The organism is Arthrobacter sp. TJ-58 (genome assembly GCF_058269295.1).
Genome location: NZ_JBZCNM010000005.1, coordinates 116495 through 131339 on the forward strand (window position 1 = coordinate 116495; position 14845 = coordinate 131339).

Consider the following 14845-nt stretch of genomic DNA (forward strand, 5'->3'; position numbering starts at 1 on the left):
CAAAGCCGGCACGGCCGCCGAGCAGGTCACCGGCCGGGTCTGCGCACAGATCGCCGCGGAGCTGGATGTGGCCCCGTGGCAGGTGCGTGCCGCCGTCGACCTTCTGGACAGCGGCGCCACCGTCCCCTTCATCGCCCGGTACCGCAAGGAGGTCACGGGAACTCTCGATGATGCGCAGCTGCGCGAACTCGACGAGCGGCTGCGGTACCTGCGGGAGCTGGAGGACCGGCGGCAGTCCGTCCGGGAAGCCATCGAGAGCCAGGGCAAGCTGACCCCGCAGCTGGCCGCGGCCATCGCCGCAGCGGACACCAAGTCCCGGCTCGAGGATATTTACCTGCCGTACAAAACCAAGCGGCGCACCAAGGCGCAGATGGCACGGGAAGCCGGGCTGGAACCGTTGGCGGAGGCGCTGCTGGCCAACCCTTCGCTGGATCCGGAACGGGCCGCCGCCGGATATGTGAACGACGCCGTCCCGGACGGGGCGGAAGCACTCGCCGGAGCGCGGGCCATCCTGGTGGAAAGGGCGGGCCAGGACGCTGACCTGCTCACCGAGCAGCGCGAGCGGCTCTGGAAGCAGGGCAAGCTGCGCTCGCAGGTCAAGCCCGGCAAGGAAATCGAAGGCCAGAAATTCGCCGACTACTTCGCGTTCACCGGCTCGCCGTCGAGCATGCCCTCACACCGGGTGCTGGCGCTGCTGCGCGGGGAAAAGGAAGGCATCCTGGACCTTGAATTGGCGGAGGCTGACCCGGCTGACGCCGCAGCCCTGGCCACAGCCCGGCAGAAGTACGAACGGGCAGTGGCCGCTCACCTGGGCGTGAGTGACCGCGGCCGGCCGGCGGATGCCTGGCTTCTGCAGACTGCACAGCTCGCGTGGCGGCGGATCCTGGCCAAGCTCTCTGCCGATCTTCGCGTTCGCCTCTTCACTTCCGCTGAAACCGAAGCAGTGCGCGTCTTTGCCGCTAATCTCCGTGATGTCCTGCTGGCAGCCCCGGCCGGGAATCGGCCCACCCTGGGGCTGGATCCCGGGCTGCGCACCGGTGTGAAGGTTGCGGTGGTGGACGGCACCGGCCAGTCAGTGGCCACCGATACCATCTATCCGCATGCCCCCGCCCGCAAATGGGATGAGGCGCTGTCCCGGCTCGCGGAGCTGGTTAAGCAGCACCATGTGGAGCTGATTGCCATCGGCAACGGCACTGCCTCGCGCGAAACCGACAAGCTGGCCACCGAACTTATCCGGCTGCTGCCCGACGCAGGCCTGCAGAAGCTGGTGGTCTCCGAAGCCGGAGCCTCCGTCTACTCCGCGTCCGCCCTTGCCTCGGCGGAACTGCCGGGAATGGACGTGTCACTGCGCGGAGCCGTGTCGATTGCCCGGCGGCTGCAGGACCCGCTGGCGGAACTGGTGAAGATCGACCCCAAATCGATCGGTGTTGGCCAGTACCAGCACGATGTCAGCGCCGCCAAGCTGGAGCGTTCCCTGAACGCGGTGATTGAAGACTGCGTCACCGCCGTGGGAGTTGATGTCAACACCGCATCGCCGGCGCTGCTGACCCGCGTGGCCGGCGTTGGGCCGCTGCTGAGCGAAAACATTGTGGCCTACCGCAACGAGAACGGACCCTTTGCCCGCCGTGCCGATTTGAAGAAGGTGCCCAGGCTGGGCGCGAAGGCCTTTGAACAGTGTGCAGGGTTCCTGCGCGTTACCGCGGGGAGCGAGCCGTTGGACGCCTCCAGTGTGCATCCGGAGTCCTACGGCATTGCCCGCAAAATTCTTGCTGCGGCCGGTGCGCGGATGAGCCCGGCCGGTGCGCCGCTGGATCACCTGGAGCCGTCCGTATTTGTGGATGATTCGGTGGGTCTGCCCACGATTCTGGACATCGTGGCCGAACTGCGCAAACCCGGACGTGACCCCCGGCCGGAATTCCGCACCGCGACCTTCTCAGAGGGTGTGGAGAAGATTTCCGACCTCCAGCCGGGGATGGTGCTGGATGGCGTGGTCACGAATGTGGCCGCCTTCGGGGCTTTCGTTGATGTGGGGGTGCACCAGGACGGACTGGTCCATATTTCGGCCATGTCCTCCACCTTCATCTCGGACCCGCACGACGTCGTGAAGTCCGGACAGGTGGTCAAGGTCAAGGTGCTGGAAGCCGACCCGGACCGTAAACGGATCTCACTGACACTTCGCCTGGACGACGACGCCGCTGCCGCCGGCCCCCGGGCTCCGCGGGAGAGGACACCTAACGGCCGTCCGGCAAACGGAGGCAAGGCGGCCGGCAGGACAGCAGCGGCAAAGACCGGCGGCGGTAAGGGGTCAGCTCCGCAGCGCAGCGGCAAGGCGGGATCGCCCGTTCCCGACAGCGGGCGCCGTCGTCCGCCGGTTCCCGCGCAGCCGCAGGGGCCGATGGCCGAAGCGCTGCGCCGGGCCGGGCTGGTTTAGCCGTCCGAGGACTCGGGTTCGGACAGGGCTTCTTCCGGGGCCGTGCCGCCCGCGGCAGCGGGATCGTCGGAGTCCTTGCCGGAGTGGCCGGCCGGAACCGTTCCTGCGGGGGAGGTGCCCTGAGCTTCGCGGATGTTGGCGGCCTTCTGTTCCGGCTGGGCGTCCTCGCCCGGCCGGCGGGGGCCGCCCGTCGGTTCGGGCTGGGGCGTGCTGGGACCCAGGGGATCCTCATCGGTGTTGGCGGGTCCTGCGGGTTCGGTGGTCATTGAGTGCCTTTCTTCCTCACTGGTTTTTGGAGACTACCACCGGGTCCTTGTGGTGATCCGCGCCTGCCGCGTTCCCGGTTTCCTCGAGTGCGGGCAGAAGATTCCAGGTTTGGAGCCGGCCGCACATCCCGTACACGGGATCGGAGGAGATGGGTGCGGCGGAGCGCACGACGGCGCGGGTCAGATGGGCGCCGTCGCCCTGTGCCAGCCGCTCCAGCTGCTCCAGGCTCTGCTGGGCCTGAGCCAGCGGACCGTTGCGGACGAGGGCCGTCCACGTTGCCACTTTGTCCCGAACGAGTGCGGCCGCCTGCCGGTAGAGGTGTTCCAGGGCCTGCGGTCCTTCGGTTTCGACGCGGGAGCGAAGGGCAAGGAATCCTTCCATCGCCAGGTCCCGGCGGGCAATGACGGCAGCCTCTCTGGCTGCCGCTGTGCCCTCGGAGGGGAGGGCGGCTGCCTTGCGGTATGTGTCCGGATCGTTCAGATAGCGTTCGGGGAAAGTCATGACGGCGTCACCGTTTTCCGGCAGCCCGGAATTACCCATGACGGCCACAATTTCCAGGGCGCCGTCGTCGTTGATGAGCCGGTGGACCGTGCCCGGGGTAAACCACAGCACGGTGCCCGGCGCCAGGGGATGCTCGTCAAACCCGGTGGAGCTGAGGGTCTGCACCCGTCCGCGGCCGGCCACCACAACATAACTTTCTGTGGTGGCGGTGTGTAAGTGGGGACTGCCGCCGCATTGCCCGTCCGCTGCATCCCAGGTGTAGACGTTGATCCGGGTGACCCCGGTGCCGCCCGGGAATCCGGCGGCTCCGCCCCCGGTGACGGGAAGCATCAGCGGCCGGCCGGGGTAGAGGATCCGAGCAGCCGCAGGCTGGCCTCGGCCAGCTGCTCCGACCCCTCCACGCCCCGGTCCCGGTCCGCGATCACCACGGCGTACTCGTAGGACAGGCGCTGCTCCGGCTCGAACGTGAGTTCCGTGGAGTAGTAGGGGGACGGGCTCACGACCGCGAAGATTCCGGTGCGGACAAACCATTCGGTGTTCTCGGCTCCGGGATAGGAATTGTGGGGCGAATCGACGAAGACCAGCGTGGAAGCCCCGCCCTCGCCGTCGTGCCGGCCGCTGAAGGCCATCCAGGGGGAACGGATTCCGTTAAGGTCGTCGCCGCCTTTCCTGCCCGGGATGTAGACGGAGCCGCCGGTAAAGGAGCGGGGTCCGCGCCAGAAAAGTCCGCCGTAGCCGGCATTCTCCCGGCCCTTGGTGGTGGGGCTGCCCATCACGATGTCGGATCCGGACACATTGGTGAAAGAGGTGGAATAGGTCAGCGTCCAGGCCCGCTCGTCGGGTTCGCCGTCGAGCACGTCCACCGCAAACCGGCGCTCTTCCCGGACCCACAGCTCACCGGCCTGGGTAATCCACTCCAGGTTTTCCACCACCGTGATGCGTTCCGCAGTTGCCTCCAGGGAGGCGAAATCGATGTGCTGGGTGGAGCCGTTGTTGTCCAGCTGCTCGTAACCGCGTCCGCGGTTGTACGTGGGCCCGCCCCAAAAATTCTCGGTTCCCACATTCGGCAGGGACCACGCCATTCCCTTGTGCCAGAGATGGTCATGGGGGCGGTAAGTGCTGACTTCCTTGCCGCCCAGGGTCGTCAGCGGATGAAAATAGGGACGCGGCGATTCAAACTGGGCATCCCACGGACGGTACACGTACCGGAAAATCTCCTGTCCGTTAAAGCTCACCCGGAGGCTTCGGTCATGCTCGTGCACCAGCGACAGCCCGGCGCTGACCGGTTCGGTGGGATGGGAGGGAAGCTGCGGCATTAGTGGCTCTCTTTCACATCGGCCCACGGAGCACAGTTTCCGTCCATGGCACCGTAGAAGGGGGAATCGGGACCGATCTGGCCCCGGGAGACGGGCTGGCGGGTGAAAGCCGAGGCATAGATGGCGGCGATGAGTTCCATGGTTCGGCGCGAATCGGCGCTGGCCACCGGCGGCGCGGCATCGGACTCAAGGGCATCAAAGATGGCGGCGAATTGGGACGAATGGCCTGACGCCCTGCCGGTCAGTCCCTCTTTCCACAGCCGCTCAAGATTTTCGCGTCCCGGAGCCGGGGTGAGTTGCCAGCTGTCATCCGAATAGCCGTACAGGTGCTCCAGCTCGACGGTGGCACCGCTGAAGTCGAAGCGCAGGTAGCTGGTTTCCTTCGGCGCCAGGAGGCTGTTGATAATGGTGGCGACGGTCCCGTTCTCGAAGCTGACGATCGCGGCGGAGAAGTCCTCGGTATTGGTGGGAAGGGCCTGTCGTGCAGCGACGGCCGTAACCTCGCTCCAGTTCCCCAAAATGGAAAGCAGGAGATCGAACTGGTGGATGCCGTGGCCCATGGTGGGTCCGCCGCCCTCCACGAGCCATTGCCCCCGCCACGGCAGGTCAAAGTAGCTGTCCGGCCGGTACCAGAGCGTATTGCAGATTGCGGCCAGGGGGCGGCCAAGCTCGTCCTGACCCATGAGGCGTTTGAGGTTTTCCGCGCCGGATCCGAAGCGGTGCTGGAAAACCGTGGCGAAGAAGCCCTCCGAAGCGGCCTCCGCATCGGCGATCTCATCCATATCCGCCAGCGTCAGGGCCGGAGGCTTTTCGGACAGGACATTCACGTTGCTGCGCAGCGCTTCAACAGCCTGCTCCTTATGGAACCCCGGCGGCGTGCACAGGTGGACCAGGTCCAATTCCTCGGCTGCCAGCAGTTCCGTCAGAGAGGAATAGCGGCGGGGAATGTTCCATTTGTCGCAGAACTCGGACAAGCGGCCCGGATCGATGTCCACGGCGGCAACCACCTGGGCCCTGTCGCTGAGGGTCGACATGCTTTGGGCATGTGCGTGGGCGATGCCGCCGGTACCGATGATGGCGGTTCGGAAGGGGGAACGTGTCATCTGCGAAAGCTCCAGAGGGTGCGAAGGATTGGCGGAGCGGGCGGGGTGCATCGTTGCTTCCCGACCAGCGGTTGCCTCCGGGCCGGAGCTTGCCGGCAGGTTCGGAAAGCGCTTCCGCTGCGGCTTACCCTCGTACAGATAAGAGGTGATGTCAATCACTCGGAGTCCGTGTCCGTGTCCGGCATCCGCCTCGGGCAGCCGCTCCCGGAGGGCAGCTGGGGGGCGGAACAGCCCTTCCCCGGCGAGCAGAACGGGTCGATAACCGGGCGGACAGAACGGAGGGCCGGGGAAAACATTTCCCCGGCCCTTCGTCTGGCTCTTCTGTTCTGTTTGGTGGAGCTGGTTCCCTGATTGCCAGGGGTCAGCTGCGGCTGATGAGCTTCCCCAGCAGTGACGCGGACAGATTATCCAGCAGGTCGCGGGGATCTTCGAAGATTTCCTTGGCTCCGGCCTCGCGCAGTTCGGCTTCGCTGGTGCCGCCGCAGAGCAGCCCGATGGTGGGGATCTCCAGATCGGCGGCTGCCTTCACGTCCCACACTGAATCGCCGACAAAGATGGTGTCTTCAGCTGCAAGGGAGGAGGAGTCCAAGGCTGCCTGCAGGATGTTCGGTGCCGGCTTGGATTCTTCCGCGTCGGATGAACTGGTGGCGGCGGCAATCGCCGAATCGGCGTCGATCACGCCGCGCAGGACTTTCAGTTCGGGTTCCGTCGCCGAAGAGGCCAGCACCACGGTCAGGTCCTGGTCTGCACAGGCGAGCAGGAGCTCGCGGGCGCCGTCGAAGGAGCGCAGGGACGGCCACCAGGTGGAAAAGATGGCACCGTGGGTTTCGTCGAGTTTCTCGTCCTCGTCCGTGTTCCTGTCTTCACCCAGCAGATGTTCCACGAGTTTGTCGCCGCCCATGCCGATGGCGCGGTGCACCGCGGACATGGGGACGTCGTGGTCCATCCGGCGGAACGCCTGCCACCAGGCGACAGCGTGCAGGTAGTTGGAATCAACCAGGGTTCCGTCGACGTCGAAAAGAACGCCGCGCTTGGCTGTGCTGTTCTGTGCCATGTAGGTCCTGCCTTCACTTGAGTGCGATTGAGGTGAGGTTTTAGAGTCTAGTGACCGCCGGACCGGGGCGGACCCAAAAAGCTGACAAGTTGATTCTCCAAAGCGCTGCGGTCCTTCAGTTCGCACTCCCACACCGTCAGCGATTCCCACCCTGCCAGGGCCAGCGACTCTACTGCTGCGGCATCGCGAAGCGCAGTCCGCTGCCGTTTCTCGGCCCAAAAGGCGCCGTTGGTCTGCGGTGCATGCTGTCCGGCGCGACAACTGTGCAGATGCCAGAAACAGCCGTTGACGAAAATAACTTTGCGCCGGGCAGCGAAAACCAGGTCGGGCTTTCCCGGGAGCAGTTTTCCGCCGGCGGAACCGTGAAGGCGGAACCGGTAGCCGGCTGCGTGAAGGAGCCGCCGTACCAGGAGCTCGGGTTTGGTGTTCTTGCTCCGAATCCGGGACATGTTCCGGCTGCGCTGCTCAGCAGTGACGGTATCGGCCATGAATCCAGTCTAGGTACGGGTGGATGCTGCGCCCGCCGGGAACAGCTAGATGCAGGTGCCGGTGTAGGGATCGCAGAGTGACTGTCCCGTGGGTACGGCAAAGGTGCCGTCGCCGCCCTCAACCAGCCGCAGGGCGCCCATGTCTTCCAGCGACTTGAGGACGTTCAGGGTCTGCACTCCGCCGAGGTCGAACTCCTCGGCCACATCCTGGGGCTGGACCCTGCCGTAACGGCGAACAAAGTCGATGACGTTCTGGTCAATGGTCTGCATGGTGCCCTTCTTGCTTTTCGCGTTACTTCTCACGACACGTCACTTATCACTCGGCGCGCTATTGGGTTCAACACGGGCCCCGCCCGCAGCATTCCCCGGATCAGCTTCCATGCAGCCGGTACAGTGCTGCGCCCTAGCCACAACCCGCAGACGCGGCCTACGTTGGCTGGTAGATGCGAAACACGCGAAGGGCTGGTTTATGGCTTCCATCCGAATCATCGGCACTGGTGGGACCATCGCGTCCCGGAGCACCGGGCCCGGCGGGCTGGTGCCCTCGGATCACGCCGCGGATTTGATCCGTACGCTCTCCAGGCGGCATACCGTTACCGTGCAGGACGTCATGATCACCGGAAGCTACCTGCTGCAGCTCTCGGACCTTCGCCGCATTGCTCAAGCAGCCCGGAATGCAGTGATGGATTCCACCGTGGACGGCGTGGTTATCACCCACGGAACGGACACCATGGAGGAATCTGCCTTCCTGCTGGACCTGGTCCACAGCTCACCCAAACCCGTGGTGTTTACCGGTTCCAGGCGTCCCGCCGACAGTCCTGCTCCGGATGGACCACAGAATCTGGAAGAGGCCGTGGAGGCCGCTGCCTCTCCGGAACTGCGCGGCACCGGCGTGCTTATTTCATTTGCGGGGACCGTCCGCTCCGCCCGGGGCTCCTTCGTCGCCAGCACCACGGCTGCAGACCCCTTTGCCGGCGGCACGGAGGTGGCACACTTCATCGGCGATAGCCTGCACGTGACAGCCCGGCCGCTGCGGCCCGCAGCGCTGCGCATGCCGGGCGAGAAGTTCGACGCCGCCCGGGTCAGCATCGTCGACTGTCCGCTCGGCGCGGATCCTGATCTTTTCTCCTCTGCCGTCCACGCCGGCGCCGACGCCGTTGTCCTTGCCGGGACAGGGCTCGGAAATGCCGGCCCCGGGTTTGCTGAAGCAGTCCAGGATGCTGTGCGGGCGGGGTGCTTTGTGGTGCTGAGCTCCCGGGTGCCTTTTGGGCCCGTGGTACCGACGTACGGGGCAGGGGGCGGAGTTGATCTGGTGCGGGCCGGAGCCATTCCGTCGGGGGACCTCAAGCCTGCTCAGGCGCGCATCCTCGCGGCCCTGCTCACCTCTCAGCCGGCCACTCCGGAACAAATTCTCCGCGCCCTCACGGCCGCCCCCGGGAGGCAGGGCGGGCAGTCCGGATGAGCGCGCCGCAGCAGGTACTCGAATTTTGAATCGAATGGTTCCGCCAGCGGTAAGCTGGCTTACTATTAAGGGCACAGATGTACCCCTTACAAGGAGGTAAGAGATGTCGGGCTACTTCAAGCTGGTAGACGCCCACGACGGCGCGTTCCGGATTAAGCTCATTTCCGGTGACGGCGCCCTGATGGCGGTATCAGCGATGTTCCCCACGAAGCAGGCGGCTGTTGCCGGTATTGAACTGCTGCGCGAGATTGCAGGCACCGGCCCGATCGTGGACCAAAGCCACGACGCCGACGTACTGGGCGAGGCCAGTCACAACACTGGAAGGGCAAGGGCGTCCTGACAGGAAAGCCCGGCGGTTAGGCCGTCATACCAACTGAGAAGGCCTGGGATTCCGTAGTGGAATCCCAGGCCTTTTGCTGCTGCCGGCCTACTTCTTGCCGGCGTCGTCTCCCTCAGCTGCATCCTGAGTGTGCTGGCGCTGCGTATCGGCGTCGGAGGAAGTGTCTCCTTCGGAAGGAGCCTCGTTGTGGGTGCGGTTCTGGTCCTCGCCGGATGCGGGGTTTTCCTTCTCAGCCATGGTTTCTCTCCAGTCAGGTCGGGGCGGACGGCAGCTCTCTGAAAGCACAGTCCATAACCCCAAGTCTAGGAACGAGCGCTTCGGGCAGAAAGGGGTAAGGACCAAGTGGCCAATGCAGCGGGGGATGTGGCCAGTTCAGCGGGCTGTGCAGCCTCGGGACGGCTCGCGGTCACCATGAACTATCGGTCCTAGCCAGAGGCACCCTCTGCCGGTACCGTGAACCGGATGCAGCCAACCACAGATGCGGACGTCATTGTTGTAGGAGCCGGACTGGCGGGGCTGGTGGCAACCTCGGAACTCATTGATGCCGGCCGCACCGTGATTCTGCTGGAGCAGGAGGGCGAGGCTAGCCTCGGCGGCCAGGCCTGGTGGTCCTTTGGCGGACTGTTCATGGTGGATACACCCGAGCAGCGGCGGCTGCGGGTCCGGGATTCCGTGGATTTGGCCTGGCAGGATTGGCTGGGAACGGCAGGGTTTGACCGGCCGGAAGATCATTGGCCCCGCCGCTGGGCCGAGGCCTACGTTCACTTCGCAGCCGGGGAAAAGCGCGCGTGGCTGCATGAAATGGGCCACCGGATTTTCCCTGTGGTCGGCTGGGCGGAACGCGGCGGTTACGGTGCCACCGGCCCCGGCAACTCCGTGCCCCGGTTCCACATCACGTGGGGCACCGGACCGGGCATCACTGCACCGTTCGAAGCAAAGGTGCGCGACGGCGTCGCCCGCGGCCGGGTCCGTCTGGCCTTCCGCCACCGGATGGAAGATCTGACGCTAAGCAACGGAAGCGTCACCGGGGTTCGCGGCACCGTTCTGGAGCCGACGACGGCGGCCCGCGGCGCTGCGACCAGCCGCACCCCGGCGGGGGAATTCGAGTTCTCAGCCGGCGCCGTCGTTATCACCACCGGTGGAATTGGCGGTGACCATTCCCTCGTGCGGAAGGCGTGGCCGGCGCGGATGGGCCCTGCGCCGGCCACCATGCTCAGCGGGGTGCCTGAACATGTGGACGGCCGGGGAATCCTTGCCGGTGAAACCGCCGGCGGCCGGGTCATCAACCCGGACCGGATGTGGCATTACGTGGAGGGCATCAAGAACTGGAACCCGGTGTGGGCGAACCACGGCATCCGGATCCTGCCCGGGCCGTCCTCGCTGTGGCTGGATGCTGCGGGACATCGGCTGCCCGTGCCGCTGTTTCCGGGCTTCGATACCCTGGGCACGCTGGAACATCTGCGCACCACCGGCCACGATTACAGCTGGTTTCTTCTGAACAAGGCGATTATCCGGAAAGAGTTTGCCCTGTCCGGGTCCGAGCAGAACCCGGACCTGACGGGCAAGTCCGTGCGGGAGGTGCTCGGCCGTGCCACCGCCGGGGTGCCCGGGCCGGTGCAGAAGTTCCTGGACCACGGCGAGGATTTTCTCACCTCCGGTTCAGTGGAGGAACTGGTGGCGGGGATGAACGCGCTGGCCAAGGACTCCACCAACGGGGATGCTCCGGTGCTGTCCGCCGAGGCCGTCCGCGGCGAACTGGAAGCCCGCGACCGCGAAATCGCCAATCCCTTCAGCAAGGACAGCCAGGTCACCGCCATCCGGGGCGCACGGAATTATCTGGGGGACCGGCTCATCCGCACGGCGACTCCGCGTCCGATCCTGGCTCCCAAAGATGGTCCGCTCATCGCAGTCCGGCTTTCCGTCCTGACCCGCAAGAGCCTCGGCGGGTTGGAAACCGATCTCGATTCGCGCGTCCTCGGGCTGGACGGCAACCCCGTTCCCGGCCTCTTTGCTGCCGGGGAAGCCGCGGGCTTTGGCGGCGGCGGGATGCACGGTTACCGCTCCCTGGAAGGAACGTTTCTGGGCGGTTGCCTGTTCAGCGGCCGCACAGCCGGGCGCGCAGCGGCACGGTAAGGTCCGCAGCACGGTAGGGTCCGCGGCACGGTAGGGTCCGCAGAAACGACGACGGCGCCTCCCAAGCGGGAAGCGCCGTCGTCGTATGCGGTGATCGAGCCTTAGCCCACCAGCTCCTGCAGCGCGGAGTAGGACGACTGGGCACCCTCGCGGGTGGCAGCCAGTGCGCCGGCTCGGGCAGCGAACGTTGCGGCGTCGGCGAGGGAATCCCCGGCTGCCAGGCGGGCGGCCGTGGCCGCCGTGAAGGCATCCCCGCAGCCGGTGGTATCCACCGCGGCAACCCGGGTGGGTGCCACTACAACCACACGGTCCGCACCGGAGGCAGCGCCGTCCAGCACGACGGCACCGTCCCCGCCCAAAGTGATGATCGTGCGCCGGACGCCGAGCTCATCGAGGGCAGCGATGACCGCTTCCCAGTCCGACGCCGGATCGGCCAGGCCAGTCACGAGCGCCGCTTCATGGGCGTTGAGCAGCAGCACATCGGTCAGTGACAGCAGTTCCGCCGGAACTTCCTGGTACGGCGAGAGGTTCAGCAGGACGGAGGCTCCGGCGTCGTGCCCTGCCTGGGCGGCAGCGGTGACGGCTTCGAGCGGAACCTCCAGGCTCAGAGTGAGCACGGCGGCTCCGTCGAACAGGTCGGCCGGCAGCTCGGCTCCGGTGACCGTGCCGTTAGCGCCGGGGGAGACGATGATGGTGTTTTCCCCGGCAGCGTCCACCACGATCATGGCCGTACCGGTTGCCGTGTCTGCACGGCGGAGCACCCGGGAGGCGTCAACACCGACATTCCCCGCGGCCTTCAGCAGCAGGTCTCCGTGGCCGTCGGCGCCCACCGCACCGAACAGGCGGACCTCGGCGCCCAAAATGGCCGCCGCTGCCGCCTGGTTGGCGCTCTTTCCGCCAGGAACAATCACCAGTTCAGACCCGTTGAGGGTCTCCCCGGGCTGCGGGAAGCGGTCGGTGCGGACGGTGAGGTCAGCATTCAGCGACCCTACAACTACAACTATTCCGGCGGACATACGGGAACTCTCCTTGAAAACGGACTGCGGATCAGGCGGGTGTCAGTGCTGGGCGGGCGCCGGGTGGGCGCCCACTTCGGCGTCGGCGGGCTTGGGGATCAGGAAGGATGTGGCCAGGGCCAAAACCAGGATGATGAGGCCGGCAACAATTCCGCCGTAATAGCCCTCGGTGCCCGACCCGTCTGCCGCGGTGGTGGCGGTCTTCACAGCGTAGATCACTGCGAAGCTCAGCCCGGCACCCAGGTTGAACGCACCGGCGTTCAGGCCCGGCAGGAAGCCGGGGTTCTCCTTGGGGGAGAGCACAATGCCCAGACCGTTGAGCATGATGTTGCCGATGCCGGCGTACGTAATACCGACCAGCACCGAGACGCCCAGCAGGCCCAGCTTGGAGTCGCTGCCGACCACCAGGAGCATCAGGGCCAGCGCGATGACGGAGCCGATCATGCCGATCCGCAGCATCTTGCCGTAGCCCCAGCTCGCGGCAAGGCGGCCCGCAACGGGACCCATGACCAGGCCGGCGATGGCGTACGGCGTGAGCGTCCACCAGGCGGAGTCTTCGGCGCCCAGGCCAAAGCCGACGACGCCGTCCTGCGCCAGGGCGGGAATGATGCCGTTCATGACGGCAAAGACACCGGTCATGGTCAGCAGGGTGGTCAGCAGCAGGGCCCAGGTGGACCGCTGCTTGAGCAAATGGGTGGCCACCAGCGGATGGGTGCTGCGGTTTTCCACCTTCCAGAAGACGGCGAACGTGACGACGGAAACGACGATCAGGCCGATGACCAGAGGCCAGTTGGCGTCGGCCAGCTTTCCGGCCTCGTTGAAGGCGGTGAGCAGGGTGCCCACCGAGATGACCAGGGGAACCACGCCCACCCAGTCCATCTTTTCCTTCTTCTCAGCGGTGGACTCGGGCGCCAGGAAGATCAGCAGGGCTGCGGCGACAGCACCAACCACAGCCATGGCCCAGAAGACCGAAGCAAAACCGTGGTTTTCGGCCAGATAACCGCCGGCCAGCGCATCAACGCCGGCAATGCCGCCGTTGACTGCCGTGATCACGCCCATCAGCGTGCCGTAGAGCTTGGGCTCTTTGATCTCCACGCGGAGCATGATCAGAGCCAGGGGCACCACGGGTCCGGAGACTCCCTGGATCAGGCGGGCAATGAACAGCACTTCGATGCTCGGTGCCAGCGCCGCAACGACGGAGCCGATGGTCAGCACCACCAGCATGCCGCCGAGGACCTTCTTGCGGCCGATGATGTCACCGAGGCGCGGCAGGAACAGGGAGAAGAGGGCCGCGGAGGTGAAGAACGCGGTCTGGGTCAGGCCCACGGCCGCCGAGGTGGTGTTGAGTTCCTCCTCGATTTTCACCAGTGCGGGGGAGAGCATGGAGGCGTTCAGCTGGAATGCCACGCAGGCAGCCAGCAGGGCCGTCATCAGGACGGCGACATTGACGCGGCGCTGCGCGGTTTCGCTCACAGGTCTACCTCGCCAATTCGTTCCAGGGCATCCACAACCAGGTCCCAGAACTTCTGGTGGTCCAGGTCCACAGCCACGGAGGTGTTGCAGTCGGCGGGGGCAGGGGCGCGGAAGTCCGCCACCGTCATGCCCAGAGTCAGGGTGCCGGTCAGCTCAACGTCCAGCGGAACCCGCTGGGTGGTCATCACGGAGGGGTCAATGACGTATGCCACCGCGCAGGGGTCGTGGACGGGCGGGAAGTCGAAGCCCTGGGCGTCCTTGTAGGCGTGGCCAAAGAACTCCAGCAGCTCGCCCACGAACTTCGCGGGCTTGGTGCCTACCGCGGCGATGCGGCTGGCCACCTCGTCCGTGGCCAGGGCCTGATGCGTCAGGTCCAGGCCGACCATGGTCAGCGGCCACTTCTCGTTGAAAACGATGTGCGCGGCTTCGGGGTCGATCTTGATGTTGAACTCGGCGACGGCGGACCAGTTGCCCACGTGGTAGCCGCCGCCCATCAGGACAACTTCCTTCACGCGTTCGGCGATGCGCGGTTCCTTGCGGACTGCCAGCGCAATGTTGGTCAGGCCGCCGGTGGGAACCAGTGTGACGGTTCCGGGTTCGTGGGCCATGACCGTGTCGATGATGAGGTCGACGGCGTGCCGCGGGTCCAGTTCAATGGCCGGCTCCGGCAGTTCGGGACCGTCCATGCCCGACTCGCCGTGGATGTCCGGAGCGTTTTCAATGGTTCGGACCAGGGGCCGCGGGCTGCCGGCAGCAAAGGGAACGCCTGTGATATTTGCGACACGCGCAATTGCCAGGGCGTTGCGGGTCACCTTCTCCAGGGTTTGGTTTCCGACGACGGTGGTCACCGCCAAAAGCTCGATTTCAGGGCTGCCGTGTGCCAGCAGCAGGGCGACCGCATCATCATGCCCCGGATCGCAGTCCAGGATGATTTTGTGGGGCATTGCATCTCCGCTTCGTTGAGGTTCTAGCTGGGGGCCGGGGCCCCTTGGTGCAGTGCTCTGCCTGGGCAGTCCGGTCCGCAGGCGGCAGGAAAAGCTCGGTGCGGACTGGGCCGTAAGCGGAGTGCGGTGCACTGCGGAACGGGTTCCGGCTGGGCCGGAAGAGGGTTCGAGAGCAGCGCATTTCCCCGGAAACGGCGGGCACTGCATTAAAGATATCGGCGTTTTGGGGCCGGCATTTCTGAGTGTTGCTGTGCCGGTCCCGAGATCCTCCCGCCGATTTGCGTACTCCGCAGACAAGCTCTAACCTGCCCCCGTCC

At 65.8% G+C, this 14845-nt stretch carries 14 protein-coding genes and 1 pseudogene; 4 read left to right on the top strand and 11 right to left on the bottom strand.

Translation table 11 applies throughout. The features are described from left to right. Positions 1–49 precede the first annotated feature (49 nt). A complete protein-coding gene (locus AC4D2W_RS15035) occupies positions 50–2431 on the top strand; it encodes a Tex family protein (protein WP_490927764.1) in 2382 nt (793 codons plus the stop codon). Here the strand turns inward: AC4D2W_RS15035 and AC4D2W_RS15040 are convergent. From AC4D2W_RS15040 to AC4D2W_RS15070, 7 genes and pseudogenes are all read right to left on the bottom strand, one after another. Next, positions 2428–2697, bottom strand: a complete 270-nt coding sequence (locus AC4D2W_RS15040; RefSeq protein WP_490927725.1) for a hypothetical protein — start codon at positions 2695–2697, stop codon at positions 2428–2430. The genes AC4D2W_RS15035 and AC4D2W_RS15040 overlap by 4 nt on opposite strands. 16 nt (positions 2698–2713) lie before the next feature. After that, positions 2714–3412: pseudogene (locus AC4D2W_RS15045) on the bottom strand (cupin domain-containing protein); the annotation flags it as partial. 116 nt (positions 3413–3528) lie between these two features. Next, complete coding sequence (locus tag AC4D2W_RS15050; protein WP_490927726.1) at positions 3529–4515, bottom strand: DUF6807 domain-containing protein; 987 nt, start codon at positions 4513–4515, stop codon at positions 3529–3531. After that, entirely contained in the window at positions 4515–5618 is a 1104-nt protein-coding gene (locus AC4D2W_RS15055) for a Gfo/Idh/MocA family protein (protein ID WP_490927727.1), read from the bottom strand. Before AC4D2W_RS15055 ends, AC4D2W_RS15050 begins: the two co-directional genes overlap by 1 nt. A gap of 361 nt (positions 5619–5979) precedes the next feature. Beyond that, complete coding sequence (locus AC4D2W_RS15060; protein ID WP_490927728.1) at positions 5980–6672, bottom strand: HAD family hydrolase; 693 nt, start codon at positions 6670–6672, stop codon at positions 5980–5982. A 47-nt stretch (positions 6673–6719) separates the two neighbouring features. Further along, entirely contained in the window at positions 6720–7160 is a 441-nt protein-coding gene (locus AC4D2W_RS15065; protein WP_490927729.1) for a very short patch repair endonuclease, read from the bottom strand. Between the two features lie 45 nt (positions 7161–7205). Further along, the gene (locus AC4D2W_RS15070; protein ID WP_490927730.1) at positions 7206–7430 is read right to left on the bottom strand and encodes a hypothetical protein; all 225 of its coding nucleotides are present in this window, start codon (positions 7428–7430) and stop codon (positions 7206–7208) included. Between the two features lie 199 nt (positions 7431–7629). Between AC4D2W_RS15070 and AC4D2W_RS15075 the strand changes: the two genes are divergently transcribed. Together AC4D2W_RS15075 and AC4D2W_RS15080 are read left to right on the top strand one after the other, a co-directional pair. Next, on the top strand, positions 7630–8622 hold the full coding sequence (locus AC4D2W_RS15075) for an asparaginase (RefSeq protein ID WP_490927731.1): 993 nt from the start codon (positions 7630–7632) through the stop codon (positions 8620–8622). A gap of 103 nt (positions 8623–8725) precedes the next feature. Beyond that, positions 8726–8962, top strand: coding sequence for a YegP family protein (locus AC4D2W_RS15080; RefSeq protein WP_490927732.1), 237 nt, complete (start codon positions 8726–8728; stop codon positions 8960–8962). Positions 8963–9049: 87 nt separating this feature from the next. Here the strand turns inward: AC4D2W_RS15080 and AC4D2W_RS15085 are convergent, their stop codons facing one another. Further along, positions 9050–9199, bottom strand: coding sequence for a hypothetical protein (locus tag AC4D2W_RS15085; protein ID WP_490927733.1), 150 nt, complete (start codon positions 9197–9199; stop codon positions 9050–9052). Positions 9200–9424: 225 nt separating this feature from the next. On the opposite strand from AC4D2W_RS15085, the gene AC4D2W_RS15090 reads away from it, so the two are divergent. After that, positions 9425–11095 (top strand): FAD-binding dehydrogenase, encoded by a 1671-nt coding sequence (locus AC4D2W_RS15090; RefSeq protein WP_490927734.1) that lies wholly within the window; start codon positions 9425–9427, stop codon positions 11093–11095. Between the two features lie 101 nt (positions 11096–11196). On the opposite strand, the gene AC4D2W_RS15095 is transcribed toward AC4D2W_RS15090, so the two are convergent. Genes AC4D2W_RS15095 through uriH form a run of 3 tightly spaced genes read right to left on the bottom strand, consistent with a single transcriptional unit; the run spans position 11197 to position 14528 of the window. Next, positions 11197–12111 (bottom strand): ribokinase, encoded by a 915-nt coding sequence (locus tag AC4D2W_RS15095; protein WP_490927735.1) that lies wholly within the window; start codon positions 12109–12111, stop codon positions 11197–11199. Positions 12112–12153: 42 nt separating this feature from the next. After that, positions 12154–13584, bottom strand: coding sequence for a uridine transporter UriT (uriT, locus tag AC4D2W_RS15100; protein WP_490927736.1), 1431 nt, complete (start codon positions 13582–13584; stop codon positions 12154–12156). Continuing rightward, the gene (gene uriH / locus AC4D2W_RS15105; RefSeq protein WP_490927737.1) at positions 13581–14528 is read right to left on the bottom strand and encodes a uridine-preferring nucleoside hydrolase UriH; all 948 of its coding nucleotides are present in this window, start codon (positions 14526–14528) and stop codon (positions 13581–13583) included. Before uriH ends, uriT begins: the two co-directional genes overlap by 4 nt. Positions 14529–14845 lie beyond the last annotated feature (317 nt).

Bases quoted from the DNA above. Each gene is read 5' to 3' on its own strand.
- AC4D2W_RS15040 (WP_490927725.1), bottom strand. From the start codon at position 2,697: ATGACCACCGAACCCGCAGGACCCGCCAACACCGATGAGGATCCCCTG.
- AC4D2W_RS15050 (WP_490927726.1), bottom strand. From the start codon at position 4,515: ATGCCGCAGCTTCCCTCCCATCCCACCGAACCGGTCAGCGCCGGGCTG.
- AC4D2W_RS15055 (WP_490927727.1), bottom strand. From the start codon at position 5,618: ATGACACGTTCCCCCTTCCGAACCGCCATCATCGGTACCGGCGGCATC.
- AC4D2W_RS15060 (WP_490927728.1), bottom strand. From the start codon at position 6,672: ATGGCACAGAACAGCACAGCCAAGCGCGGCGTTCTTTTCGACGTCGAC.
- AC4D2W_RS15065 (WP_490927729.1), bottom strand. From the start codon at position 7,160: ATGGCCGATACCGTCACTGCTGAGCAGCGCAGCCGGAACATGTCCCGG.
- AC4D2W_RS15070 (WP_490927730.1), bottom strand. From the start codon at position 7,430: ATGCAGACCATTGACCAGAACGTCATCGACTTTGTTCGCCGTTACGGC.
- AC4D2W_RS15075 (WP_490927731.1), top strand. From the start codon at position 7,630: ATGGCTTCCATCCGAATCATCGGCACTGGTGGGACCATCGCGTCCCGG.
- AC4D2W_RS15080 (WP_490927732.1), top strand. From the start codon at position 8,726: ATGTCGGGCTACTTCAAGCTGGTAGACGCCCACGACGGCGCGTTCCGG.
- AC4D2W_RS15085 (WP_490927733.1), bottom strand. From the start codon at position 9,199: ATGGCTGAGAAGGAAAACCCCGCATCCGGCGAGGACCAGAACCGCACC.
- AC4D2W_RS15090 (WP_490927734.1), top strand. From the start codon at position 9,425: ATGCAGCCAACCACAGATGCGGACGTCATTGTTGTAGGAGCCGGACTG.
- AC4D2W_RS15095 (WP_490927735.1), bottom strand. From the start codon at position 12,111: ATGTCCGCCGGAATAGTTGTAGTTGTAGGGTCGCTGAATGCTGACCTC.
- uriH (WP_490927737.1), bottom strand. From the start codon at position 14,528: ATGCCCCACAAAATCATCCTGGACTGCGATCCGGGGCATGATGATGCG.